This is a genomic window from Streptomyces sp. LMG1-1-1.1, from assembly GCF_040815545.1.
In the GTDB taxonomy this organism is placed as follows: domain Bacteria; phylum Actinomycetota; class Actinomycetes; order Streptomycetales; family Streptomycetaceae; genus Streptomyces.
Genome location: NZ_JBFPNH010000001.1, coordinates 504,156 through 527,596 on the forward strand (window position 1 = coordinate 504,156; position 23,441 = coordinate 527,596).

The window sequence follows — 23,441 nt, forward strand, 5'->3', positions numbered from 1 at the left end:
CTGTGACCAACACCGAGCTCCCCACCCTCAACGGCACCTCCGCGTTCGTCCCCCACCCGGCGACGCCGTACCAGGGAGACATCGCCCGTTACTGGAACGCCGAGGCCAGGCCCGTGAACCTGCGCCTCGGTGACGTGGACGGGCTGTACCACCACCACTACGGCATCGGCGCCGTGGACCACGCCGCCCTCGGCGACGTCGAGGACAGCGCGTACGAGAAGAAGCTGATCGCGGAGCTGCACCGGCTCGAGTCGGCCCAGGCCGAGGTCCTCCTGGACCAGCTCGGCCCGATCGGCAGGGGGGACACCCTCGTCGACGCCGGCTGCGGCCGCGGCGGTTCGAGCGTCATGGCCCACCAGCGCTTCGGCTGCAAGGTCGAGGGCGTCACCCTCTCCTCCACGCAGGCCGAGTTCGGCAACCGGCGCGCGAAGGAGCTGGGCATCGACGACCACGTCCGCGCCCGGGTCTGCAACATGCTCGACACCCCGTTCGAGAAGGGCAGCATCGCCGCCTCGTGGAACAACGAGTCGAGCATGTACGTCGACCTGGACGACCTGTTCGCCGAGCACTCCCGGTTCCTCCGGGTCGGCGGCCGCTACGTGACCATCACCGGCTGCTGGAACCCGAAGTACGGCCAGCCGTCGAAGTGGGTCTCCCAGATCAACGCGCACTTCGAGTGCAACATCCACTCGCGCCGTGAGTACCTGAAGGCGATGGCCGACAACCGCCTGGTGCCGCAGGCCGTCATCGACCTGACCCCCGACACCCTCCCGTACTGGGAGCTGCGCGCCACGTCGTCGCTGGTCACCGGCATCGAGGAGGCGTTCATCGAGTCGTACAAGGACGGCTCGTTCCAGTACGTCCTGATCGCGGCCGACCGCGTCTGACCGTCACCCGCGCGAAAGGGCCGGGACCGTCGTCCGACGGTCCCGGCCCTTTCGCGGCGGGGTCAGACCGCCGTCGCCTCCGCCTCCGCCTTCTCCGGGGCGGGGGCGGGCGTGCTCACCGGAGCCGTACGGGGGGCGTGGCCGCCCCGCAGGCCGACCCGGGCGATCACGGCGACCAGCGCGAAGGCCGCGGCCCCGATCCAGAAGGTGAGGGTGAAGCCGGACTCGGCGGGCAGGGCCGGGACGCCGGCGGGCAGGTGCTCCAGGGTCTGCGAGGCCAGGATCGTGGTGACGACGGCGCTGCCGATCGCGCTGCCCGTCGAGCGGGAGATGGAGTTGATGCCGTTGGCGATGCCGCTCTGGTGGTGCGGGACGCTCGCCATGATGACGGCGGGCATGGCCGCGTAGCCGAAGCTGACGGCCGCGCCGACGACCACGCCGGCGCCGATCACCGAGGCGATGTGGCCGTGGTCGAGGGCGAGCCAGGCGAAGCCGAGGGCGCCGAGCCCTGCGGCCAGGCCCAGGGCCGTGCGCGGACCGCGGTGGCGGACCAGCTGGCCGCCGATCGGCGAGGCGAGCAGGGAGACGATCGCGCCCGGCAGCAGGAACTCGACGGAGGCGCGCAGGATGGACGCGTCGAAGCCGTAGCCGGTGAGGGCCTCGGGCATCTGGACGAGGTAGGAGACGCCGAGGAAGTTCGCGAACATGCCGAAGCCGACGAGGACGCCGGCCAGGTTGGCCATGAGGACGGGCCGGTGGACGAACATCCGCATGTCGACGAGGGGCTCGCGGACCTTGAGCTCGGTGAACACCCAGACGGCGGTCATGACGGCGGCGCCGGCGAAGCTGCCGAGGGTGCGGCCGGAGGTCCAGCCCCACTCGTGGCCCTGGGAGATGGGCAGCAGGAGCAGCAGCAGGGTGGCGCCGAGGGTCAGCGCGCCGAGGAAGTCGGTGCGGCCGCCGGTCTTGTGGCGGGTCGCCGGGACGAGCAGGACGACCGCGACGAGGGCGAGCACGGCGAAGGCCGTCGCCATCCAGAAGGCGCTGCGGTAGTCGGCGTCGGAGCCGGAGGTCAGCAGGCCGGTCGCGACGAGGGCGAGGCCGCTGCCGAAGGCGAGGGTGCCGCTGACGAGGGACATCGCGCCGGGCAGCTTCTGCGGGCGGACCTCCTCGCGCAGCACGGACAGGGCGAGCGGGAAGATCGCGGTGGCGGCGCCCTGGAGGACGCGGCCCAGGATCAGCAGCGGGAGCGAGGTCGCGAGGGCCGCGACGACGGAGCCGACGACCATGACGCCGAGGACGGCGACCAGGGTGGGCTTCTTGCCGTGCTGGTCGCCGAAGCGGCCGAGCAGCGGGGTGAAGACGGCCGCGGAGAGCAGGGTGGCGGTGGTCACCCAGCTGACGCCGGCGGTCGTGGTGCCGAGGTCGGCGCGGATGAGGCCGAGGATCGGGACCGGCAGGGTCTGCATCATCGACACGACCATGGCGGCGAGGCTGAGCGCGAAGACGACGAGCGTCTCGCGCCGCTGCTCTCCGGCGGGCGGGGGAGTCACGTTGCTCATGAGTGGGGGCCTTCTCGGTGCTTCAGGACATAGACCGTTGATGTCATCAAGTAATTCGTCGAAGGTAGACCTCGATAGTTGAGGAGGTCAAGTAAACAATTGATAATGTCAAGCATCGTGAGTACGCTCGCAGCATGAGCGCGACCACCCCCGAGACGCCCACCAAGCTCCAACTGCTTGAGCTCCTCGCCGCCATCGGCACGGCCCAGTGGCGCGACTTCGCCACGGCCGCGTCCCACCACGGACTCACCTCCACGCAGGCCAAGGTCCTCGCCCAGCTGAGCGGCCCGCTGCCGATGCGCGCCCTCGCCACCCTGCTGGTGTGCGACGCGTCCAACGTCACCGGCATCGTCGACCGCCTGGAGGGCCGAGGCCTGGTGCGCCGGGAACCCGACCCCGCCGACCGCCGGGTCAAGAACGTGGTGGCCACGGACGAGGGCCGCGACGTCATCCGGCGCGTCCGCGAGGAGATGCAGGCCACCCACGGCGCCCTCGACACGCTCGGCGCCGAGGACAGCGCCACGCTGTACGCCCTCCTGGCGCGTCTGCGCCCGGGCATGGAAAAGGACGCCTGAGGGGAGTCCCCCACCCAGGCGTCCCGGTCCGTGCGGCCGGTCAGTCCCGGCGTTCCCCGAAGGCCGCCAGGATCCGCTCGGCGGCCAGCGTCGCCGTCAGCTCGCCGTCCCTGACCCGGCGCTCCAGGGCCGGCGCCAGCTCCTGGACCGACGGGTCCGTGTGGAGGCGGCGGAGCAGCTCGTCGCGGACCATCGTCCACGTCCAGTCGACCTGCTGGTCGTGCCGCTTCGCCGTGAGACGGCCGGTCGAGTCCAGCAGCGCGCGGTGCTGCCTGAGCCGGTCCCACACCTCGTCCAGGCCCGCCGACTCGCGCGCGCTGCAGCTGAGGACCGGCGGCGCCCAGAACGCGTCGGCGCCGTGCATCAGCCGGAGCGCGCCCGCCAGCTCCCGCGCTGCCGAGCGGGCGTCACGCTCGTGCGGACCGTCCGCCTTGTTGACGGCGACCACGTCTGCCAGCTCCAGGACGCCCTTCTTGATGCCCTGGAGCTGGTCGCCGGTGCGGGCCAGGGTCAGCAACAGGAACGAGTCGACCATGTTCGCGACCGCGGTCTCCGACTGGCCGACGCCCACCGTCTCCACCAGCACCACGTCGTAGCCCGCCGCCTCCATCACGACCATCGACTCGCGGGTCGCCTTCGCGACCCCGCCGAGCGTGCCGGCGCTGGGGGAGGGGCGCACGAACGCCGCCGGGTCGACGGCCAGCCGCTCCATCCGGGTCTTGTCACCCAGGATGGAGCCGCCCGTGCGGGTCGACGACGGGTCGACGGCGAGGACCGCCACCCGGTGGCCGAGCCCGGTCAGCATCGTGCCGAACGCGTCGATGAAGGTCGACTTGCCGACCCCGGGCACCCCGCTGATCCCGATCCGCACGGCCTTCCCGGCGTGCGGCAGCAGCGCGGTGAGCAGCTCCTGCGCGAGGGCCCGGTGCTGCGGGCGGGTGGACTCGACGAGGGTGATCGCGCGGGCGACGAGCGCCCGCTTCCCGCCGAGTACACCCTCCACGTACGTGTCGAGACCGATCACCGAGCGTGCCCGAGGTCGGCCGCGAGCCGGGTGACCAGGTCGTGGGCCGCGTCCGGGATCACCGTCCCCGGCGGGAAGACGGCGGCCGCGCCCATCTCCAGGAGCGTCGGCACGTCCTGCGGCGGGATCACCCCGCCGACCACGATCATGATGTCCTCGCGGCCCTCCGCCGCCAGCTCCTCCCGGAGCGCCGGCACGAGGGTGAGGTGTCCGGCGGCCAGCGACGAGACCCCGACGATGTGCACGTCCGCCTCGACGGCCTGGCGGGCCACCTCGGCAGGGGTCTGGAACAGCGGGCCGACGTCCACGTCGAAGCCCAGGTCGGCGAAGGCGGTGGCGATGACCTTCTGGCCGCGGTCGTGGCCGTCCTGGCCCATCTTGGCGACGAGGATGCGCGGGCGGCGCCCCTCCTCCTCGCCGAAGGCGTCCACGAGGGCCCGGGTGCGCTCCACGGACGGGGACTCGCCGGCTTCGTTGCGGTACACGCCGGAGATCGTACGGATCTGGCCCGCGTGCCGTCCGTACACCTTCTCCAGGGCGTCCGAGATCTCGCCGACCGTGGCCATCGCGCGGGCGGCGTCCACCGCGAGTTCGAGCAGGTTGCCTTCGCCGCCGGCGGCCCGGGTGAGCGCGTCGAGCGCGTCCTGGCAGGCGGTCTCGTCCCGCTCCTCGCGCAGCCGGCGCAGCTTGGCGATCTGCTGGGCGCGCACCGAGGAGTTGTCGACCTTGAGCACGTCGATCTGCTCGTCGGTCTCCACCCGGTACTTGTTGACACCGATCACCGGCTGGCGTCCGGAGTCGATGCGGGCCTGGGTGCGGGCCGCCGCCTCCTCGACGCGGAGCTTCGGGATGCCGGCGTCGATGGCCTTGGCCATGCCGCCGGCCTGCTCGACCTCCTGGATGTGCTTCCAGGCGCGCCGGGCGAGGTCGTGCGTGAGCTTCTCGACGTACGCGCTGCCGCCCCACGGGTCGATGGTCCGGCAGGTGCCCGACTCCTGCTGGATGAGGAGCTGGGTGTTGCGGGCGATGCGCGCCGAGAAGTCGGTCGGCAGCGCGAGCGCCTCGTCCAGGGCGTTGGTGTGCAGCGACTGGGTGTGGCCCTGCGTCGCCGCCATCGCCTCCACGCACGTCCGGGTGACGTTGTTGAACACGTCCTGGGCGGTCAGCGACCAGCCGGAGGTCTGCGAATGGGTGCGAAGCGACAGCGACTTGGCGTTTTGCGGGTCGAACTGCCTCACCAGTTTCGCCCACAGCAGCCGGGCTGCACGCAGTTTCGCGACCTCCATGAAGAAGTTCATGCCGATCGCCCAGAAGAACGACAGGCGCGGTGCGAACGCGTCCACGTCGAGCCCGGCCTCGCGGCCCGCGCGGATGTACTCGACGCCGTCCGCGAGCGTGTACGCCAGCTCCAGGTCGGCCGTCGCGCCCGCCTCCTGGATGTGGTAGCCGGAGATGGAGATCGAGTTGTAGCGCGGCATCCGCTGCGAGGTGTAGGCGAAGATGTCGGAGATGATCCGCATCGAGGGGCCGGGCGGATAGATGTACGTGTTGCGGACCATGAACTCCTTGAGGATGTCGTTCTGGATGGTCCCGGCCAGCTTCTCGGGCGGTACGCCCTGTTCCTCCGCGGCCACGATGTACAGCGCGAGGACCGGCAGCACGGCGCCGTTCATCGTCATCGACACGGTCATCCGGTCCAGCGGGATGCCGTCGAACAGCTGCCGCATGTCGTAGATCGAGTCGATGGCGACGCCCGCCATGCCGACGTCGCCGGTGACGCGCGGGTGGTCGCTGTCGTAGCCGCGGTGGGTCGGCAGGTCGAACGCGACCGACAGGCCCTTCTGCCCGGCGGCGAGGTTGCGCCGGTAGAAGGCGTTCGACTCCTCGGCCGTGGAGAAGCCGGCGTACTGGCGGATCGTCCAGGGCTGGTTGACGTACATCGTCGGGTACGGGCCGCGCAGGTAAGGGGCGATGCCCGGGTACGTGCCCAGGAAGTCGAGGCCCTCCAGGTCCTGCCCGGTGTAGAGCGGCTTGACCGCGATGCCCTCCGGGGTCTCCCAGAGCAGGTCGTCACCGCCCGCCGCCTTCTCGACGGCGGTGCGCCACGCGGCGGGGCCGCCGTCGGCGGCCTGTGCCCCCAGCTCGATCCCGGAGAAATCGGGGATGGACATCAGGACACTCCCATGCGGTCAAGGGTGGTGGAGAGCAGGGCGACGGCGTCGCAGCCGGCGAAGGCGTACGCGTCGACACCGGCGTACTGTGCGGGGCGGCCGGCGAGGAGGACGCGCGTGGCTCCGGCCGCCCGCAGCTCCGCGGCCGCGGCCTCCGCCTGCTCCGCGTACAGCGCGTCGCTGGAGCAGAGGCACGCCTCGGCGGCGCCGCTCTCCTCGAAGGCGCCCTCGGTGACGGGCTCGATGCCGCCCGTCCGGAACAGGTTGTCGGCGAAGGCGAGGCGGGCCGAGTGGGCGGCCGCCGGGCCGAGCGCGGCCAGGTAGACGCGGGGCCGGGCGCCGGTGGCCGCCAGGTGGGCGTCGGAGCGGGCGCGCAGCGCCTCGAACGCCTCGTCGCGCCGGACCCGGGGCAGGCCGCCGGACGGCTGCTCGGGCGCGGGGGCGCGGTCGACGGGCTTCTCGTCGAGGTGCGGGAACTCGCTGACGCCGGTGATCGGCTCGCGGCGGGTGGCCAGCTTGGCGCTGCGGGCGGCCCAGGTCTCGGCGAGGCGCTCGCCGATCGCCCCGGACCGCAGGCCGGCCGCCTGGCCGCCGTCGCGCTCGATCTCCTGGAAGGACTCCCAGGCGGCGTGGGCGAGTTCGTCGGTCAGCCGCTCGACGTACCAGGAGCCGCCGGCGGGGTCGACGACCCGGGCGAGGTGGGACTCCTCGATGAGGATGGTGGAGGTGTTGCGGGCGATGCGGCGGGCGAAGGCGTCGGGCAGGCCGAGCGCCTCGTCGAAGGGGAGGACGGTCACCGCGGCGGCCCCGCCCACGCCGGCGGCCAGGGTGGCCACCGTGGTGCGGAGCATGTTCACCCAGGGGTCGCGGCGGCTCATCATCACCGGCGAGGTGACGGCGTGCTGGAGCTGGGCGCCGGCCTCGGGGGCGCCGCACGCCTCGGCCACGCGGGCCCAGAGGCGGCGGGCGGCGCGCAGCTTGGCGATGGTGAGGAACTGGTCGGCGGTGGCCGCGTAGCGGAACTCCAGCTGGGCGCAGGCCTCGGTGACGCTCAGTCCGGCGTCGGTGAGACCGCGCAGGTAGGCGACACCGGTCGCGAGCGAGCAGCCGAGTTCCTGCGCGGCGGAGCCGCCGGCCTCGTGGTACGGCAGCGCGTCCACGGTGAGGGCCCGCAGGCCCGGGTAGCCGTCGGCGCAGCGGCGCGCGAGTCCGGCGACGGCCGCGAAGTCGTAGGCCGGGCGGCCGGTGCGGGCCTCGAAGCCCAGCGGGTCCGCGCCCAGGTTGCCCCGCGCCTCGTCCGCGGCGACGCCCCGCTCCGCGTACAGCGCGAGGAGGCGCTCGGCGGCCGCGGGGGTCTCGTCGCCCGCGTCGAGGACGACGGGTGCGAGGTCGAGGTAGACGTCCTTGAGGACGGTGGCGAGGGAGGACACCGGGATGCCGCTCCCGCCGACGCCCAGCCAGAGGGAGGTGACGCCGTTCTCCAGGTCGGAGAGGACCGCGTCGCCGTCGGCCACGGTGTGGCGTTGGCGCACGTCCCACCCGCCGGCGGTGTTCCCCTCGGCGCGGTCGCCGCGGACGAAGGGGGCGAAGCCGGGGAGGCCGGCGTCGGGTGCGGTGTCGCGCGCGGTGTACAGCGGACGGGTGGTGATCCCGTCCTCGAGGAGGGTGGACAGGGCGTCCTCGGCGGCGTCGCCGGAGGCCTCCTTGCCGGACTTGCGCAGGACACCCGCCACAAGGTTTTGCCACTGTTCGTGTGGCGCGTCAGGGAATTCGGACGCCAGGGAGAGGCCGTCGTCAGGCAGGACCGTCATGCTCGGATGCTAGGGGAGATCGACAAAGGAGCAGGAGGGCGTACGACTGTGACCTTCTTCTCTTCCCGATCATGGGTTAGGTTAGGCTTACCTAAGTGGCGAGCCAAGGTGTCTCCGTCACCCGTCCCGGGAGAACGTCCATGCGTCCCTTCACCACCCGCACCGGCCGGCCGAGCCCCGCCGAACGCGTCCGGTCGATCCTCTCCGCCGCCCACTCGATGAACGTCGTGACCGACGGACTCCACCAGGAGGTCCACCGCCTGGACGGCACGGGTCCGATGGGCCACATCCACCTCCACCACCCGTCGGAGGAATGCCCCGCCGGACGCACCGCGCGCATCCCCGTCCGCCTGGAGTTCACCGACATCGCCCCCACCCCCGTAAGGCAACGCCTGCGCGCCCGCGTCACCCTGACGGGAGTGCTGTCCGCGCCGTACACCTCCGACGCCACCACGAGCACCTGCATGGAGTTCGGCCAAGCCCTCCTGGAGGACGCCGAAGGGCGCGCCTTCGTCGGACTCGACGAACTGGAGGCGACCGAGCCCGACCCCCTGGCCGGCTGCGAAGCCGCCCTGCTCACCCACCTCGCCGACGGCCACGCCGAACTCGTCCCGCTGCTGCTGCGCCTCGTCCGGCCGCGCCCGGACCGCGACCTCGTCCGCGCACTGCCCGTCGCCCTCGACCGGTACGGCCTCACCCTCCGCCTCGAACACCGCGCCGGCCACCACGACGCCCGCCTCCCCTTCCCCACCCCCCTCACCGACGTCGACCAGGCCGGCCCCCGCATCCACGCCCTGCTCGCCGCCGCACGCCGCTCGTCCCACCCCAACAGCCTCCCGGCCTGAGCCGTCCCCGCCCGCCGCGGCGCTCCCGTACGGCCGAGATGCCGGAGCGACGCGGCGGGCGAACAATGGGACGGGTAGGCCCGCGCATGACGTCGGTGCCGGTACCCGCTCGGGGATCCCAACCGGACACGGCCACGCCCATGAACGCAGGAAACGCGACCCAGCGCCGTTCAGCACCCCCCAAGGGCACGCTCTACCGCATCGGCCACTGGTGCGCCCGGCACTTCCTCGTCGTCATCGCCCTCTGGCTGGCGGCCGTCGCGGGCCTCCAGATCACCGACCGGGCCGTCGGCGGGCAGTTCTCCGACAACTTCGCGCTCCCGGGCGTGCAGTCGGCGGACGGCCTCGCCGTCCTCCAGGCGCACGACCCGGCGGCCGGCGGCTACGGCGCCCAGGTCGTCCTGAACCGGCCCTCGGGCCCGCTCACCGACGAGACGTCGACCGTCAACGACGTCGTCGCCGCGCTCGCGAAGCTCCCCGACGTCCTCAGCGTCCAGAACCCGCTGCCGCCGCCCGGGACCACCCCGCCCGCGCTCCCCGCCGGCACCCCCAACGTCGGACCGCTCTCCACCGACGGCAAGACGGCGTACATCACCATGCGCTTCAGCGTGACGCCCTCCACCCTCGGCAGCGACTACCTCAACGGCGTCGACACCGCCGTGCAGCCGCTCAGGGACGCCGGCGTCACCGTCGAGTACGGCGGCCCGCTCGGCGAACTCGCCCGGCCGGCGGCCGACGACCGCAGCAGCGAGGCGATCGGCTTCGCCGTCGCGATCCTCGTCCTCCTCATCGGCTTCGGCAGTGTCATCGGCGCCGTCATGCCGCTGGTCACCGCGCTCCTCGGCGCGCTCTGCGGGCTCGCCCTGCTCGGCCTCGCAGCGGCCGCCTTCACCTTCGGCACCGTCTCACCCACCCTCGCCACCATGATCGGCCTCGGCGTCGGCATCGACTACGCGCTGTTCCTCATCACCCGCCACCGCCAGAACCTGATGAACGGCCACGATCCCGCCGACGCGGCCGGCCTCGCGACCACCACCAGCGGCCGCGCCGTCCTCGTCTCCGGCTGCACGGTCATCATCGCCCTGTCCGGACTGTGGGTCTCCGACGTCACCTTCATCGGCAAACTCGGCCTCGCCGCGGCCTTCACCGTGGTCACCGCCGTCATCGCCGCGCTCACCCTGGTCCCGGCCATGCTCGGACTCGTCGGCCACCGCATCGACCGCTACCACGTCCGCAAGCCCGTGGCCGAGACCGACGCCGAGCCCGGCGCCCCCGCGCACGGCACCTGGCACCGGTACGCCGTGCGGGTGCAGAAGCGCCCCTGGTGGTTCCTCGGCGGCGGCGTCATCGTCCTGCTGATCCTGGCCTTCCCGCTGCTCTTCATCCAGCTCGGCCACATCGGCGACGGCGCCGACCCCAAGTCCTTCACCGACCGCAGGGCGTACGACCTGATCTCCACGGCCTTCGGGCCCGGCGCGAACGGGCCGCTGACCGTCGTCGTCGACCAGTCCGCCGTGCCCGCCTCCGACCGCGCCGCACTCGCCACCAAACTCCAGCAGTCGCTGACCGGCGTCCCGGACGCCGCCTACATCACCCCGCTGCAGGCCACCCCCGACGGTGACGTCCTCATCGGCACCGCGTACTCCGTGGCCTCGCCCCAGGACGAGAAGACGACCCAGCTGACCGACCGCCTCGTCGACGACGTACTGCCGCAGGGGGCCGCCGGCACCGACGCGCAGACCTACGTGACCGGCACCACGGCCGCCCAGGTCGACTTCCTCGACATCGTCTCCAGCCGTCTGCCCCTCATCATCGCCGTCGTCGTCGGCCTCGCCTTCTTCGTCATCCTGATCGTCTTCCGCGGCCTGCTGGTCGCGGTGAAGGCGGCCGTGCTCAACGTCCTCTCCATCGCCGCCTCCTACGGCGTCGTCGTGGCCGTCTTCCAGTGGGGCTGGGGCGGACCCGCGCTCGGCGTCTCCGGCAAGGTGCCCATCGAGAGCTACGTCCCGATGATGATGTTCGCCATCGTCTTCGGCCTGAGCATGGACTACGAGATCTTCCTGCTCTCCCGCGTCCGCGAGGCATGGCTGCGCACCGGTGACCCACAGGCGTCGGTGGCCCACGCCCTGGAGATCACCGCGAGGGTCATCACCTGCGCCGCGCTCATCATGGTCAGCGTCTTCGCCGCCTTCATCGTCTCCGACAACATCGTCGTCAAGATGCTCGGCCTCGGACTCGCCGCCAGCGTCCTCATCGACGCCACCGTGGTGCGGCTGCTCCTCGTCCCCGCCGTGATGACCCTGCTCGGCAAGAGCGCCTGGTGGATCCCCTCCTGGCTGGACCGGATCCTGCCGCACCTCGACACCGAGGGCGAAGGCGAGGTCACGCCTGCCGAGACAGCTGCCCCAGCAGGTTCCACGTCCGGCTCCGACCGGCCTCGCCGTTGAGCTCCGTCGCGGTGAAGACCACCTCCGTCGCCCCCGCCTCGTAGTACCTGCGCACCTCGGCCGCGACCGCCTCCTCGTCGCCGATCACCGCGAGATCGGCGGCCCGGGCGGCGCCGGAGAGCCCGATGACCCGCTCGTAGGAGGGGATCCGCTCGTACAGCGCCAGCGCCTCGGCGGCGCTCCGCCGCACGGCGTCGACATCGGAGCGGGCGGTGACCACCCCGGGCACGAGCGCCACGATCCGCGGCGCGGGCCGCCCGGCCGCGGCCGCCGCGGCGGACACCGCGGGCCCGATGTGCTCCGCCAGCGCGCGCGGACCGGCCAGGAACGGCAGGATGCCGTCGGCGAGTTCGCCGCTCACCCGCAGCGCCTGCGGGCCCATCGCGGCGACGAGCACAGGCACCGGCGGCAGGGCGCCGGGCACGGCCGCCGAGTACGGCGTCGTCGCGGTGAGCAACTCGCCGTGGAAGTCGGCCTCGCCCGTCTCCAGGAGCGGGCGCAGGGCGGTGAGGAACTCCCTGAGCAGCCCGATGGGCCGTTCGTACGGGATGCCGAAGCCGGTCTCCGTCAGGTGCCTCGTGCCGAGGGCGAGCCCGAGGTGGTAGCGACCCCCGGTCGCCGCCTGGGCCGTCTGCGCCTGGCTGGAGACGAGCAGCGGATGGCGGCCGAAGACCGGGATGGCCGAGGTCCCCACCTGGAGCCCCGGCACCTCGCGCCCCACGATCGCGGCCAGCGCGGGCGAGTCGTAGGCGAAGGTCTGGCCGAACCACGCCGAACGCAGTCCGGCGTCGCGCGCCTCCCGCGCGAGCCGCACCGTGCTGTCGATCGTGCGCTGGACGGCGGTCGAACCGAGCGTTACTCCGAGAGTCATGCATCCGCCAACTCCCTTACCGCCGAACGCCATTCCCGCTCCCGTGTGAAGAGTGTGTTGCACGCCCGCCGGCGGCGCACCGGGGCGGGAACGGGGGAGCCGCCGGGCCGGCGCACCACGCCCGCGATGATGGGGGGATGAAGACTCTCGCCGAGGTGGACGCGCTCGCCGACCGGGCGCACGCCGGACAGACCGACAAGACCGGCGTCCCGTACATCGCGCACGTCCGCGCGGTCGCCGCGGGCCTGGAACCGCTCGGCCCGCACCTGGCCATGGCCGGGCTGCTCCACGACGTCGTCGAGGACACCGAGTGGACGACGGAACGGCTCCGTGCCGCGGGGATCCCCGACCGGGTCGTCGCCATCGTCGACGCCGTCACCAACCGGCCCGGCGCGGTGTACGAGGAGAAGATCCGCCGCATCACGGACGACCCCGACGCCACACTCGTGAAGATCGCCGACAACGCGCACAACAGCCGCGCGGACCGGTCGGCCGCGCTCCCGCCCGGTCAGCGGGAGCGGCTCGCCGCCAAGTACCGCGCGGCGCGGCAGGTGTTGTGGGCGGCGGCCGACCCCGAGGACATCGCGACGATCCTCCGCGTCGTCAACCCCGAACTCCTGGAGGAACTCACCCCCTGATGTGACCGGCGCCACGGGAACCCGCTCCCGGGGCCGGACAGACGAGAGACGTGAACATCGACCTGCGCGCACGCATCAGGGACGGAGACCCCTCGGCCTTCGCCGAGCTCTTCGACTCCTACTCCCGGAGCGTCTACAACCACGCCTTCCGGCTCACCGGCGACTGGTCGGTCGCCGAGGACGTCATGGCGGCGACCTTCCTGGAGGCCTGGCGACTCCGGGGAAAGGTGGACCCCGAAGGGGGTTCCGTCCGACCCTGGCTGCTCGGCGTCGCCACCAACGTCGCCCGCAACCACTGCCGGGGCAACCGCCGCTACCGGGCCGCCGCCGCCGCGTACGCGGCGGCCGGACCGCCCGAGGCCTCGGTACCCGACCACGCCTCCGAGGTCGCGGGCCGGCTCGACGACCGCCGCCGCATCGCGGCCACCCTCCGCGCACTCGGCACGCTGCGCCGCACCGAGCGCGAGGTCCTCGTGCTCTGCCTCTGGGAAGGCCTCGCCTACGCCGAGGTCGCCGAAGCCCTCGGGGTGCCCGTCGGCACCGTCCGCTCCCGGCTCTCCCGGGCCCGCACCAGACTCCGTACCGGAGCGGAGAAAGAACTCGCCCGCGAAATACGGGAACCCGGCCCCCGCCCCCGACAGACAACAGGTGATCGCGTGAACGCGGTCCGGCCCGCGCAGGAAGGAATCCGATGAACCCCGAACCGAACCAGCCCCGAACGGCGAACCGGCAGGAGACCGGCGACCTCCCGGCGATCGAGGAACACGACCTTCCTCCGGGCCGCCACCAGTTCCACAAGGAGCGCCTGATGAACCGGATCCACGACGACCGCCTCGCCGCCGCAGCCCGCCCCGCGCGCAACCCGTTCCTGCGGAAGGCGATCCTCCTCCCGGCCGCGACCGCCCTCGCCGGCGCGCTCGCCGTCGGCGTCCTCGCCGTCCTGCCCGGCGGCGCCACCGGCGGGGCCGACGACCGCGCCACCGGCCCCGCCCTCACCACCTCGATCGGCACCGTGGACGCGCACGGCGCCCCCGGGTTCCTCGACCGGATCTCGCTCGCCGCCGCCGCGGCGGACGCCCCGCAGAGCCGCGCCGGCCAGTACGTCTACATCGAGACGCGGGCCGCGAACACGCACGTGCGGACCGTCGGTGACAAGAGCAGCCTCGTCAGCCAGCCCCTGCACACCCGGCAGACCTGGCGCTCCCCCGACGGCCTCAAGGGCTGGCTGATCGAGCCCGGCAACACCGGACCCGAGGGCATCACCCTCGAAGGCCGCGACGAGCAGGGCAACGTCCCGAAGCCGCACCTCGGCGCACCCTCGCACGACTACCTCGCCGCGCTCCCCACCGACCCCGACGCACTCCTGCGGAAGATCTACGCGGAGACCGAGGGGCAGGGCAACGGCAAGGACCAGCAGGCGTTCACCACCATCGGCGACCTGCTCGTCGAGAGCTGGCCCTCGCCGAAGCTGACGGCCGCGCTCTACAAGGCCGCCGCGAAGATCCCCGGCGTCGTGCTGGTCGACAGCGCCACCGACGCCGCGGGCCGCAAGGGCGTCGCCGTCGCCCGGCTCGACGAGGTCGGCGGACAGCGCACCGAGTGGATCTTCGACCCCAGGACGTACGCCTTCCTGGGGGAGCGCACCGTCCAGGTGAAGGGCGACGCCGGCGACGGCGGCCTCATCAAGCCCGGCACCGTCGTCTACACCGCCGCCGTCATGGTCCGGGCCTTCGTGGACGACGTCAAGGTCACCCCGTAACGGCTCAGCTCGACCGGCCCGACACCCAACCGCCCAACTCCGTGGGGCGGTTGGTGATGATCCCGTCCACGCCGAGCGCGTCGAGGGCCTTCCAGCGGGCCGGGAGGTCGACCGTCCAGACGTTGACCGCCACACCCGCCGCGTGCAGCTCGGGAACCACCCCGGGGCGGGCGGCGAGGGCGGCGTCCGAGACGTTGTACGCCGCGAGGTCCAGCTGCTCGGCCAGGGCGACGGGGTCCGCGTCCAGGGTGACCCGCAGCAGGCCGAGCGGCAGGTCGGGCGCGAGCTCGTGCGCGTACCCGAGCGACGGGACGTCGAAGCTCTGCACGAAGACCCGGTCGCTCATGTCCTGCTCCCGGATGTCCCGCACGATGCGGGCGACCTGGGCGCGGGTGTGCGCGCCCTTGATCTCCAGGAGGAGGTTCCCGCCGCGCTCCCGCAGGTCCGCGAGCTGGGCGGCGAGCGTCGGGACGCGGGCCCTGGCGTACGCGGGGGCGAACCAGGAGCCGGCGTCCAGCCCGTCGAGCTGCGCGGAGGTCAGGGCGCGGACCCGGCCCGTACCGTCCGTCGTCCGGTCGACGGTGGTGTCGTGCAGGATGTACGGCACGCCGTCCTTGCTGGGCTGGACGTCGTTCTCGATCCACTTCGCCCCGCCGCGGCGGGCCACCTCGTCCGACACCAGGGTGTTCTCCGGCGCTGCGGACGGCGCGCCCCGGTGGGCGATCACGATCAGCGGCGCCCCCGCGGCCCGAAGCCAGGGCGCGGCGCCCTTCGCGTCGCTCGCCGCGGCCGGGCGGGACGCGGACCGCGAGGGCGGCGCGGCGACCACGAACGCGGTGGCGACGGCGGCCACGCCGAGCACCCCCGTGGCGAGGGCGGCGTTCCTGCGGCGCCGCGACCGGGGGGCGGACGGATGAGCGTCTCTCATGAGCGCACACCCTACGCGGGCGGACGACCCCCTTCCGGCGCCGACCCGGCGACACGACGAGACGCGCAAGCCCTTCGCCGATTCGTCCGGGTCTGCGGCATGGTGGGAGGCGGGCTCGGAGCCGTGCCATCGGGGGACCACGGCTGGGGCGCGAGGGGTCGGGGGAGACTCATGAACACCGGTACGGGACATGGGACGGAACACGGCGGAGTGACCACCGGGACCGGCCGGCCGGCCGGACGGGAGCAGGCACCCGAGCGGGGCCGGGGCGTCCTCGAAGGCGCCTTCGCCCTGCTCGACGCGTTGCGCCGGAGCGGCGACGAGGCCGGCGTGACCGAACTCGCCCTCGCCTGCGGGGTGCCGAAGGGCAGCGTGCACCGGCTGCTCGACCAGCTCGTCGGCGTCGGCGCGGTCGAACGCAAGGGGAACCGCTACCGGGTCGGCCCGCAGCTCTACCGCCTCGGCCAGGCCTGGGAACCCCACCCCGGCCTGGTGCCCGCCGCCCGGCTGCCGCTCCAGCGGCTCCGGGGCGTCACGGGCGCGAGCGTGGTCCTCACCGTGATGCGCGAGGACATGGCCATCACGGTCGGCTCGGTGCCGGGGGACCTGGAGCCGCTGCTCCCGATCCGGGACGGCATCGCCTTCCGCCTCGACACCGCCGCCGGCAAGGCACTGTGCGGCCCCCTCCGCGGCGGGCCGGTCCTCGACCGCGAGGACGTCATGGAAGGGGTGTGCTGCGCCTCGCTGCCGGTCCGCACCCCGGACGGGCGTACCGTCGCCGCGCTCGCCGGGATGGTCCCGGCCGGACGCCGGCTCGACGCGCTCGCCCAGGCCGTCGCCGAGGCGGGGGCCGCGATCACCCGCGCGCTCGCCCGGGGCGGACAGCGAAGACCGGTCCAGTCGGCCGCCCTCGTGCTCTGACCCGCTCCGGCGGACGATTTCGGGGACCCGTTCCGTCCAGCGGAACGCGCGTAGAACCGGACCGGCCCGGGCGGGCACAGTAAGTGTCGTGCCGGGGGGAAACGGCACACCGGCCCGCCGGGAACGGCGGACCGGAACTCACGTCACACACCAGTGACCCGAATGTGGGGGGACCACATGCGCAAGAACCGAGCCGCCCGAATCGCCGCCACGGCCCTGCTCGGCCTCGGCACCCTCGGCGCCTTCGCCGGCACCGCGCACGCCGAGCCCATCGACTACGTCAAGATCGAGCTGTTCGAACTGCACTGCCAGCAGAACAGCGAGGGCGACCACGACGAGGCCTACCTCAAGATCACCGACGCCAACGGCAACGCCGTCAAGGTCTGGCCCGGCAACGGCATCAAGTACCAGACCATGGGCACCGGTTACGTCCGCTCGATGGAGGACGGCAACGGCAACGCGGCCCTCATCCTCGGCAAGGAGCAGGCCCGCACCCTGACCCTCTGGGACTACGACACCACCAGCGGCGACGACAAGCTCGGCGCCACGCTCGTCACCGGCAGCGAGGTCGGCCACGAGACCCAGTGGCGCACCGTCGAGGGCTCCGGCGGCGTCTACGTCATCGGCTACCGCGTCGTCGACATCTGATCGACCCCCAGTACCAGAGGAACGCGCAAGGGCCGTGCCGGGCGACCGGCACGGCCCTTCCCCCGTCGGACGGTCAGCCGCCGTCGGGCGCGAGCAGCTCACCCGACCGCGCCACCCGCGCGTACCAGCGCGCGCTGGACTTCGGGGTGCGCTCCAGCGTGTCGTAGTCGACCCGCACCGCGCCGAACCGCTTCGCGTAGCCGTAGGCCCACTCGAAGTTGTCGAGCAGCGACCAGAGGAAGTAGCCGCGCACGTCCACCCCGTCGGTCATCGCCCGGTGCACGGCCTCCAGGTGCGCGTGCACGTAGGCGGCGCGCTCCGGGTCGTGGACCGTGCCGTCCTCGCCGACGACGTCCTCGTAGGCGGCCCCGTTCTCGCTGATCACCAGCGGGAGTTCGGGATAGGCCGCCGAGACCCGGGTCAGCAGGTCGTACAGGGCGCTGGGGTCGACCGCCCAGCCCATCGCCGTCGGCTCGCCCGGCGCCCGGTGGAAGGCCACCGAGTCCGACCCGGGCCACGGCGAGTACGCGCTGTTGCCGTGACCGTCGTCCTGCGGCTTCTCCGCACCCTCCGGGACGTGCGAGACGAGCGTCGGCGTGTAGTAGTTGATCGCCAGCAGGTCCAGCGGCTGGTGCGCCGCGGCGGTGTCGCCGTCCCGCACGAAGGACCAGTCCGTCAGGCGGGCCGTGTCGGCGAGCAGGTCCTCGGGGTAGGCGCCCTCCAGCATCGGGCCCAGCCAGACGCGGTTGCCGACGGCGTCGATGCGGCGGGCCGCGTCGAGGTCCTCGGCGGAGCCGGTCAGCGGCCGCACCTCGTGCAGGTTGAGCGAGACCGCGATCTGCCGGTCCGCCGGCAGCGCGGCCCGCAGGGCCTGGACGGCGAGCCCGTGCCCCAGGTTGAGGTGGTGGGCGGCCCGCAGCGAGGCCACCGGGTCGGTCCGGCCCGGGGCGTGGACCCCGGAGCCGTATCCCAGGAAGGCGCTGCACCACGGCTCGTTGAGCGTGGTCCACCGCCTCACCCGGTCGCCGAGGGCGTCGGCGACGAGCCCCGCGTACTCGGCGAAGCGCTCGGCGGTCGCGCGCTCCGGCCAACCGCCCGCGTCCTCCAGCTCCTGGGGCAGGTCCCAGTGGTAGAGCGTCAGGGCCGGCTCGATCCCGGCTTCGAGCAGTTCGTCGACGAGCGACCGGTAGAAGTCCAGGCCCTTCTGGACGGCCGGACCGCGGCCGGTGGGCTGCACCCGGGACCAGGAGACGGAGAACCGGTAGGCGTTCAGGCCGAGTTCGGACATGATGCCGACGTCTTCGCGGAACCGGTGGTAGTGGTCCACGGCCACGTCACCGGTGTGGCCTTCGAAGACCTTGCCGGGAGTGTGCGAGAAGGTGTCCCAGATGGACGGGGTACGGCCGTCCTCCGCCGCCGCTCCCTCGATCTGGTACGCGGCGGTGGCCGCGCCCCAGAGGAAGTCGGGCGGGAACGAACGGGTGGCGGTGAGCGGCCGGGTTTCGGACGCGGTCATAGGAGAGCGCTCCCAACGCGGGTACGGGATGGTGAGGTGCGGACAGAGGGGGTACGGGCTCGGCGGGGCCGGTCAGCTCTTGACGGCGCCGGCCGTGATGCCGCCCACGATGTGCTTGCCCAGGAAGGCGAAGACGAGGAGCAGCGGCACGGTGGAGATCAGCGCGCCGGTCAGCACGACGGCGTGGTCCACGGTGTGGTTGCCCGCGCCGAGCCCGGCGAGGGCCACCTGGAGGGTCGGGCTGCCGTCCGGGGTGAGGGCGATGAACGGCCAGAAGAAGTCGTTCCAGGCCTGCACGAAGACCAGCATGCCGAGCACGGCCATGGCCGGCCGGGCGATCGGGAACACCACGTGCCAGATGATCCGCAGGCTGTGCGCCCCGTCCATCCGGGCCGCCTCCACCAGCTCCATCGGCAGCGCCTCCACGAGGAACTGACGCATGAAGAAGACGCCGAACGCGGCGACCAGCGAGGGCAGCACGACCGACTGGAGCTGGTCGAACCAGCCGAGGTCGGTGATGATCTGGTACAGCGGGATGACGCTGAGCTGCGGCGGGATCGTCATGGTGGCGACCACGAGGGACAGCAGCATCCCGCGGCCCCGGAACGGCAGCTTGGCGAAGGCGAAACCGGCGAGCGTGGAGAACAGCACGGTGGACAGGGCCACCAGGCTCGCCACGATCGTCGTGTTGATCAGCGCCGCGCCCATGTCGACCTGGTTCCAGGCGAAGCTCAGGTTGTCCAGGAGGCGGTGGCCGGGCAGCAGCGGGGCGGGCGCCTCGACGACCCGTTCGCCGGTGTGCGAGGCGGCGACCACGTTCCAGTACAGCGGGAAGAGCGAGACGAACGCGGCCACCACGAGCAGTACGTAGGTGAGCGGACCGGCGTGGTGCTGGCGGCCGGCGGACTGGCGGAAGCGGCGCGCCGGACGTGCCGCCGCCGGGGCCTCGGCCGTGAGGGGCGACGTGTCGAGTGTGCGGGCCATGAGGTCAGCCCCCCAGCTTCTTGCGGTTGGAGCGGGACACCAGCGCCTGGACGCCGCCGATCAGGAGCAGGAGCAGCAGCATGACCCACGCGATGGCGGACGCCTGCCCCAGCGCGCCGGTCACCCACCCCTTCTCGTACATCAGCAGGCTCAGGGTCTGGAACTGGTTGCCGCTGCCGCCGCTGATGCCGACGCTGCCGCCGAAGAGCATCGGCTCGCCGAAGAGCTGGGTCGCGCCGATGGTGGAGACGATGATCGTGAAGAGGATCGTCGGCCGGATGGAGGGGATGGTGACGCTGACGAACTGGCGCCAGCGCGAGGCGCCGTCCAGCGAGGCCGCCTCGTAGAGGTCCTGCGGCACGGCCTGCATGGCGGCCAGGTAGATCAGCGCGTTGTAGCCCGTCCAGCGCCAGGTGACGATCACCGAGATCGCGATCTGTGCCGGCCACTTGGACGACTCCCAGTTCACCGGGTCGATGCCGATCCAGCCCAGGAGGCCGTTGATCATGCCGTAGTCGGTGTTGAACAGCTGGGCGAAGACCAGGGTCGCCGCCGCGATCGACGTGGCGTACGGGGCGAGGATCGCGACCCGGAAGAAGCCGCGGCCGCGCAGCTTGTAGTTGAGCAGGTGCGCCAGACCCAGGGCCATGAGCAGCTGCGGAACGGTCGAGATCACCCCGATGGTGAAGGTGTTGAAGAGCGCGTTCCAGAAGAACTCACTGGTCGCGAGGTCGGTGTAGTTCTCCAGGCCCTTCCACGTGGGGTCGCCGCCGAGCTCGACCCGGTTGAGCGAGAGCCAGCCCGTGTAGATCAGCGGGAAGAGGCCGAAGGCCGCGAAGGTGAGGAAGAAGGGGGCGATGAAGACGTACGGGATCGCCTTGAGGTCCCAGCGGTAGAGCGTGCTGCGCCAGCCGCCCGAGGAGGAGCGGTGGCTCCGGGGGCCGGAGGAGGAGGGCGGTGCGGCGGGCGGCGGGGAGCCGTCAGGCCTCGCCCGAACGGAGGTGGCCACGGGGGGGCGTCCTTCCAGGTCGATGCGTGCGGTGGTGCGGACGGTGCCGGCCCGCCGCCCGCAGGCGGCGGCGGGCCGGCACGGGGTCCCCGCTACTGGTCGATCTTGTCGTCGACCAGCTTCTTGACGTTCTCCCAGGCCTTGGCCGGGTCGGTGCCGCGCTGCTCGATGTCGAGGATGCCGTTGTCGGTGAGGAAGGTCTTCACCTGGCCGTCGTAGCGGCTGATGACGGCGGGGGTGATGCCGGCCGCCGCGCTGGAGAAGATCTTGCCGACCGGGGTGTCGCCGAAGTACGGCAGCTTGGCGTCCTGGACCGCCGAGGAGGCGAGCGTGTCCTTGGACGAGGGGATGTTGCCGTTGACCGCGAACACCTTGGCGTGCTGGGCCGGGGCGGTCAGCCAGGCCGCGAGCTCGGCGGCCTCCTTGGTGTGCTTGCCGGCCTTGGGCACGGCGAGGAAGGAGCCGCCCCAGTTGCCGGCGACCGGCGGCGCGGCGATGTCCCACTTGCCCTGGTTGGCGGGACCGGCCTGGTCCTTGATGATGCCGGTCATCCAGCTCGGGCAGGCGACCGTGGCGAACTTCGAGTTCTTGAAGGCCGCGTTCCAGGTGCCCTTCTCGTCGAACTGGCGGAGCTTGGCGGTGAGTCCGCCCTGGGCGGCCTTGACGGCGGTCTCCCAGGCCTTCTTCACGCCGGGGCTGTTCTCCCAGTCGAGTTCGCCGCTGGTGTTGGCGTACTGCACCGGGTCACTGGAGACGACGGCGTTGAAGAGGCCGCTCGCGGAGTCGTGGAAGGAGGTGCCGGCGGGCGCGGCCGCCTTGTACTTCTCGCCGGTCTCGATGAACTTGGCCCAGTCGCCGGCCCACAGCTTGGAGACTTCCTCGCGGGCGGTCGGCAGCTTGGCCTTGGCGAAGAGGTCCTTGTTGTAGCAGATGGCCATGGGGCCGATGTCGGTGCCGAGGGCGATGACCTTGTTGTCGGCGGTCGTCGCCTGCTTGACCTTCCAGTCGAGGAAGGCGGCGGTGTTCGCGCCGCCCTCCTTGCCAAGGTCGACCCACTTGTTCGCCATGGCGGTGCCGGTCGCCTCGGCGATGTAGCCGACCTCGACGGCCTGGATGTCCGCGACGCCGCTGTTCTGGGCGAGGCGCAGCTTCAGGGTGTCCCAGTACTTCTGACCGTCGGAGACGTTCGACTCCTCGATCTTGATGTTCGGGTGGAGCCGCTCGTACTCGGCGTAGAGCTTGGCGCCGGTCTTGTTGTCGTAGCCGAAGGAACCGAAGGTCCCGATCCGCAGCGTGATCTTCTCGGCGCCCTGGGTGCTCGTGCCGCCCTTGCCGCCGTCGTCGTCGCTGCCGCAACCGGTGAGCAGGGTCGTGCCGGTCACGACGACGGCGACCGCCGCGATCGCCGCACGGCGTCCGCGTCTGCTGCTGGAAGTGCGCATTCCACTCTCCTCGTCCAAGGTGGTGCTCGTTGTGCGCCATGAGGTCCGGCCGGCGGATCGCGGCTCGGCGGCTGGCCGGCGGACCTGATGCAGGTTGTGTGCGTCCCGGATGGGAGCGCTCCCACGTCGTTGCCGGAAGGTTGCTGCCTGGCGGGTCCGGGTGTCAAGACATGAACGCGGATTCGTTACCGGAAGGTTTTCCGGGGGTTTCACGCCGCCCTGCGGCAACCGGGCCGTCATCTCCTGAACGCGGACGCGTGGCGCGGCAGGAGGGGCGTGGACTAGTGTGGGAGCGCTCCCATCCCCGTATGGCCATGGTGAGCAGCGTGTTGTCCTACGAGGGGAGTTCGGGAGTTGTGAACGGACGGCAGAGCGGCAGACCCACCCTGGAGCAGGTAGCGGCCCGGGCCGGGGTCGGCCGGGGCACGGTCTCCCGGGTCATCAACGGCTCCCCGCGGGTGAGCGAACAGACCAGGACGGCCGTCGCCAGAGCCGTCGCCGAACTCGGCTACGTACCCAACCAGGCGGCCCGCGCCCTGGCGGGCAGCCGCACCGACGCCATCGCGCTCGTCATCCCCGAGGCGGAGGCCAGGCTCTTCGCCGAGCCCTACTTCCTCGACCTCATCCGAGGCGTCAGCGCCGAACTCGCCGAGGCCGACAAGCAGCTCCTGCTCACCCTGGTCCGAAGCGAGCAGGAGCGGCAGCGGTTCGAGCAGTACCTGGCGGCCCAACGCGTCGACGGGGTGCTCCTCGCCTCCGTGCACGGCGACGATCCGCTGCCGGACCGGATCCGCGAGCTGGGCCTCCCGGTCGTCATGAACGGCCGCCGCGCCGAGGCCGAACCCGTGCCGTACGTCGACTCCGACAACATCGGGGCGGGCCGGGCCGCCGTCGCCCACCTCGTGGCGCGCGGCCGCAGCAGGATCGCGACCGTCGCCGGGCCGCTCGACATGTACGTGGCGCGCGCCCGGCTGGGCGGCTACCGGGCGGGGCTCACCGAGGCCGGACTCGCGCCCGACGAGGGACTGGTCTCCGCGGGCGACTTCACCGAGGAGGGCGGCCGGCGGGCCATGCGGCTGCTGCTCGACCGCCGCCCGGACCTGGACGCCGTCTTCGCCGCCTCCGACGTGATGGCGGCCGGGGCGCGCGGGGTGCTGCGGGAGACTGGTCGCCAGGTGCCCGAGGACGTGGCCCTCGTCGGCGTCGACGACTCGCCGGTGGCGCGGCTGATGGACCCGCCGCTGACGAGCGTGCGGCAGCCCATCGAGGAGATGGGCCGCACGATGGCGCGGATGCTGATCCGGGAGATCCACGAGGGCACGGCGACGCCCGAGGAGCCCCGTCGGCACGTGCTGCCGACCGAACTCGTCGTGCGGTCCTCCTGCTGAGCGCGGGTACGCCGG

General features: G+C 72.4%; 20 protein-coding genes. 10 read left to right on the forward strand and 10 right to left on the reverse strand.

What is annotated here, in order from left to right:
* Positions 1–2: 2 nt before the first annotated feature.
* Complete coding sequence (locus tag MRBLMG1_RS02075) at positions 3–887, forward strand: geranyl diphosphate 2-C-methyltransferase (RefSeq protein WP_367820048.1); 885 nt, start codon at positions 3–5, stop codon at positions 885–887.
* Between the two features lie 62 nt (positions 888–949).
* On the opposite strand, the gene MRBLMG1_RS02080 is transcribed toward MRBLMG1_RS02075, so the two are convergent.
* On the reverse strand, positions 950–2,449 hold the full coding sequence (locus MRBLMG1_RS02080) for an MFS transporter (protein ID WP_367820050.1): 1,500 nt from the start codon (positions 2,447–2,449) through the stop codon (positions 950–952).
* A 134-nt stretch (positions 2,450–2,583) separates the two neighbouring features.
* Here MRBLMG1_RS02080 and MRBLMG1_RS02085 point away from each other — a divergent pair, with 134 nt between their 5' ends.
* A complete protein-coding gene (locus tag MRBLMG1_RS02085; RefSeq protein ID WP_367820052.1) occupies positions 2,584–3,024 on the forward strand; it encodes a MarR family winged helix-turn-helix transcriptional regulator in 441 nt (146 codons plus the stop codon).
* A 40-nt stretch (positions 3,025–3,064) separates the two neighbouring features.
* Here the strand turns inward: MRBLMG1_RS02085 and meaB are convergent, their stop codons facing one another.
* Genes meaB through MRBLMG1_RS02100 form a run of 3 tightly spaced genes read right to left on the reverse strand, consistent with a single transcriptional unit; the run spans position 3,065 to position 8,030 of the window.
* Complete coding sequence (gene meaB / locus MRBLMG1_RS02090; protein ID WP_367820054.1) at positions 3,065–4,048, reverse strand: methylmalonyl Co-A mutase-associated GTPase MeaB; 984 nt, start codon at positions 4,046–4,048, stop codon at positions 3,065–3,067.
* Entirely contained in the window at positions 4,045–6,219 is a 2,175-nt protein-coding gene (scpA, locus tag MRBLMG1_RS02095; protein ID WP_367820055.1) for a methylmalonyl-CoA mutase, read from the reverse strand. Before scpA ends, meaB begins: the two co-directional genes overlap by 4 nt.
* Positions 6,219–8,030 carry a methylmalonyl-CoA mutase family protein gene (locus tag MRBLMG1_RS02100; protein WP_367820057.1) on the reverse strand — a complete coding sequence of 604 codons (1,812 nt, stop codon included), beginning with the start codon at positions 8,028–8,030 and terminating at the stop codon, positions 6,219–6,221. Before MRBLMG1_RS02100 ends, scpA begins: the two co-directional genes overlap by 1 nt.
* A gap of 140 nt (positions 8,031–8,170) precedes the next feature.
* Between MRBLMG1_RS02100 and MRBLMG1_RS02105 the strand changes: the two genes are divergently transcribed.
* Both MRBLMG1_RS02105 and MRBLMG1_RS02110 read left to right on the forward strand, forming a co-directional pair.
* Positions 8,171–8,875, forward strand: a complete 705-nt coding sequence (locus MRBLMG1_RS02105) for a DUF2470 domain-containing protein (protein ID WP_367820059.1) — start codon at positions 8,171–8,173, stop codon at positions 8,873–8,875.
* Between the two features lie 140 nt (positions 8,876–9,015).
* A complete protein-coding gene (locus MRBLMG1_RS02110) occupies positions 9,016–11,322 on the forward strand; it encodes an MMPL family transporter (protein ID WP_367820061.1) in 2,307 nt (768 codons plus the stop codon).
* Here the strand turns inward: MRBLMG1_RS02110 and MRBLMG1_RS02115 are convergent.
* A complete protein-coding gene (locus MRBLMG1_RS02115; RefSeq protein ID WP_367820063.1) occupies positions 11,258–12,193 on the reverse strand; it encodes a TIGR03564 family F420-dependent LLM class oxidoreductase in 936 nt (311 codons plus the stop codon). The two genes, MRBLMG1_RS02110 and MRBLMG1_RS02115, sit on opposite strands and share 65 nt — an antisense overlap.
* Positions 12,194–12,330: 137 nt before the next feature.
* Here MRBLMG1_RS02115 and MRBLMG1_RS02120 point away from each other — a divergent pair, with 137 nt between their 5' ends.
* The 3 genes from MRBLMG1_RS02120 to MRBLMG1_RS02130 are packed head-to-tail and all read left to right on the forward strand — an operon-like array spanning position 12,331 to position 14,590.
* Positions 12,331–12,831 (forward strand): HD domain-containing protein, encoded by a 501-nt coding sequence (locus MRBLMG1_RS02120; RefSeq protein WP_367820065.1) that lies wholly within the window; start codon positions 12,331–12,333, stop codon positions 12,829–12,831.
* 50 nt (positions 12,832–12,881) lie between these two features.
* Positions 12,882–13,526: an RNA polymerase sigma factor gene (locus tag MRBLMG1_RS02125; RefSeq protein WP_367820067.1), complete on the forward strand. Its 645-nt coding sequence runs from the start codon at positions 12,882–12,884 to the stop codon at positions 13,524–13,526.
* Positions 13,523–14,590, forward strand: a complete 1,068-nt coding sequence (locus tag MRBLMG1_RS02130) for a CU044_5270 family protein (protein WP_367820069.1) — start codon at positions 13,523–13,525, stop codon at positions 14,588–14,590. Before MRBLMG1_RS02125 ends, MRBLMG1_RS02130 begins: the two co-directional genes overlap by 4 nt.
* 4 nt (positions 14,591–14,594) lie before the next feature.
* Here the strand turns inward: MRBLMG1_RS02130 and MRBLMG1_RS02135 are convergent, their stop codons facing one another.
* Positions 14,595–15,518: a glycerophosphodiester phosphodiesterase gene (locus tag MRBLMG1_RS02135; protein ID WP_367820071.1), complete on the reverse strand. Its 924-nt coding sequence runs from the start codon at positions 15,516–15,518 to the stop codon at positions 14,595–14,597.
* A gap of 210 nt (positions 15,519–15,728) precedes the next feature.
* On the opposite strand from MRBLMG1_RS02135, the gene MRBLMG1_RS02140 reads away from it, so the two are divergent.
* Together MRBLMG1_RS02140 and MRBLMG1_RS02145 are read left to right on the forward strand one after the other, a co-directional pair.
* Entirely contained in the window at positions 15,729–16,439 is a 711-nt protein-coding gene (locus MRBLMG1_RS02140; RefSeq protein WP_367820073.1) for an IclR family transcriptional regulator, read from the forward strand.
* Positions 16,440–16,616: 177 nt separating this feature from the next.
* Positions 16,617–17,087 (forward strand): hypothetical protein, encoded by a 471-nt coding sequence (locus MRBLMG1_RS02145; protein WP_367820075.1) that lies wholly within the window; start codon positions 16,617–16,619, stop codon positions 17,085–17,087.
* Between the two features lie 73 nt (positions 17,088–17,160).
* On the opposite strand, the gene MRBLMG1_RS02150 is transcribed toward MRBLMG1_RS02145, so the two are convergent.
* The 4 genes from MRBLMG1_RS02150 to MRBLMG1_RS02165 all read right to left on the reverse strand — a co-directional run bounded on the left by MRBLMG1_RS02150 (position 17,161) and on the right by MRBLMG1_RS02165 (position 22,038).
* On the reverse strand, positions 17,161–18,603 hold the full coding sequence (locus MRBLMG1_RS02150; protein WP_367820077.1) for a GH1 family beta-glucosidase: 1,443 nt from the start codon (positions 18,601–18,603) through the stop codon (positions 17,161–17,163).
* A 72-nt stretch (positions 18,604–18,675) separates the two neighbouring features.
* Positions 18,676–19,587, reverse strand: a complete 912-nt coding sequence (locus tag MRBLMG1_RS02155) for a carbohydrate ABC transporter permease (RefSeq protein ID WP_367820079.1) — start codon at positions 19,585–19,587, stop codon at positions 18,676–18,678.
* 4 nt (positions 19,588–19,591) lie between these two features.
* Positions 19,592–20,596 carry a carbohydrate ABC transporter permease gene (locus tag MRBLMG1_RS02160; protein ID WP_367820081.1) on the reverse strand — a complete coding sequence of 335 codons (1,005 nt, stop codon included), beginning with the start codon at positions 20,594–20,596 and terminating at the stop codon, positions 19,592–19,594.
* Between the two features lie 92 nt (positions 20,597–20,688).
* A complete protein-coding gene (locus tag MRBLMG1_RS02165; RefSeq protein WP_367820083.1) occupies positions 20,689–22,038 on the reverse strand; it encodes an ABC transporter substrate-binding protein in 1,350 nt (449 codons plus the stop codon).
* Between the two features lie 314 nt (positions 22,039–22,352).
* Between MRBLMG1_RS02165 and MRBLMG1_RS02170 the strand changes: the two genes are divergently transcribed.
* Positions 22,353–23,426: a LacI family DNA-binding transcriptional regulator gene (locus tag MRBLMG1_RS02170; RefSeq protein ID WP_367820314.1), complete on the forward strand. Its 1,074-nt coding sequence runs from the start codon at positions 22,353–22,355 to the stop codon at positions 23,424–23,426.
* The last annotated feature ends 15 nt before the right edge of the window (positions 23,427–23,441 follow it).

Bases quoted from the DNA above. Each gene is read 5' to 3' on its own strand.
- MRBLMG1_RS02080 (WP_367820050.1), bottom strand. From the start codon at position 2,449: ATGAGCAACGTGACTCCCCCGCCCGCCGGAGAGCAGCGGCGCGAGACG.
- MRBLMG1_RS02085 (WP_367820052.1), top strand. From the start codon at position 2,584: ATGAGCGCGACCACCCCCGAGACGCCCACCAAGCTCCAACTGCTTGAG.
- scpA (WP_367820055.1), bottom strand. From the start codon at position 6,219: ATGTCCATCCCCGATTTCTCCGGGATCGAGCTGGGGGCACAGGCCGCC.
- MRBLMG1_RS02100 (WP_367820057.1), bottom strand. From the start codon at position 8,030: ATGACGGTCCTGCCTGACGACGGCCTCTCCCTGGCGTCCGAATTCCCT.
- MRBLMG1_RS02105 (WP_367820059.1), top strand. From the start codon at position 8,171: ATGCGTCCCTTCACCACCCGCACCGGCCGGCCGAGCCCCGCCGAACGC.
- MRBLMG1_RS02110 (WP_367820061.1), top strand. From the start codon at position 9,016: ATGAACGCAGGAAACGCGACCCAGCGCCGTTCAGCACCCCCCAAGGGC.
- MRBLMG1_RS02115 (WP_367820063.1), bottom strand. From the start codon at position 12,193: ATGACTCTCGGAGTAACGCTCGGTTCGACCGCCGTCCAGCGCACGATC.
- MRBLMG1_RS02120 (WP_367820065.1), top strand. From the start codon at position 12,331: ATGAAGACTCTCGCCGAGGTGGACGCGCTCGCCGACCGGGCGCACGCC.
- MRBLMG1_RS02130 (WP_367820069.1), top strand. From the start codon at position 13,523: ATGAACCCCGAACCGAACCAGCCCCGAACGGCGAACCGGCAGGAGACC.
- MRBLMG1_RS02135 (WP_367820071.1), bottom strand. From the start codon at position 15,518: ATGAGAGACGCTCATCCGTCCGCCCCCCGGTCGCGGCGCCGCAGGAAC.
- MRBLMG1_RS02145 (WP_367820075.1), top strand. From the start codon at position 16,617: ATGCGCAAGAACCGAGCCGCCCGAATCGCCGCCACGGCCCTGCTCGGC.
- MRBLMG1_RS02150 (WP_367820077.1), bottom strand. From the start codon at position 18,603: ATGACCGCGTCCGAAACCCGGCCGCTCACCGCCACCCGTTCGTTCCCG.
- MRBLMG1_RS02155 (WP_367820079.1), bottom strand. From the start codon at position 19,587: ATGGCCCGCACACTCGACACGTCGCCCCTCACGGCCGAGGCCCCGGCG.
- MRBLMG1_RS02165 (WP_367820083.1), bottom strand. From the start codon at position 22,038: ATGCGCACTTCCAGCAGCAGACGCGGACGCCGTGCGGCGATCGCGGCG.
- MRBLMG1_RS02170 (WP_367820314.1), top strand. From the start codon at position 22,353: ATGGTGAGCAGCGTGTTGTCCTACGAGGGGAGTTCGGGAGTTGTGAAC.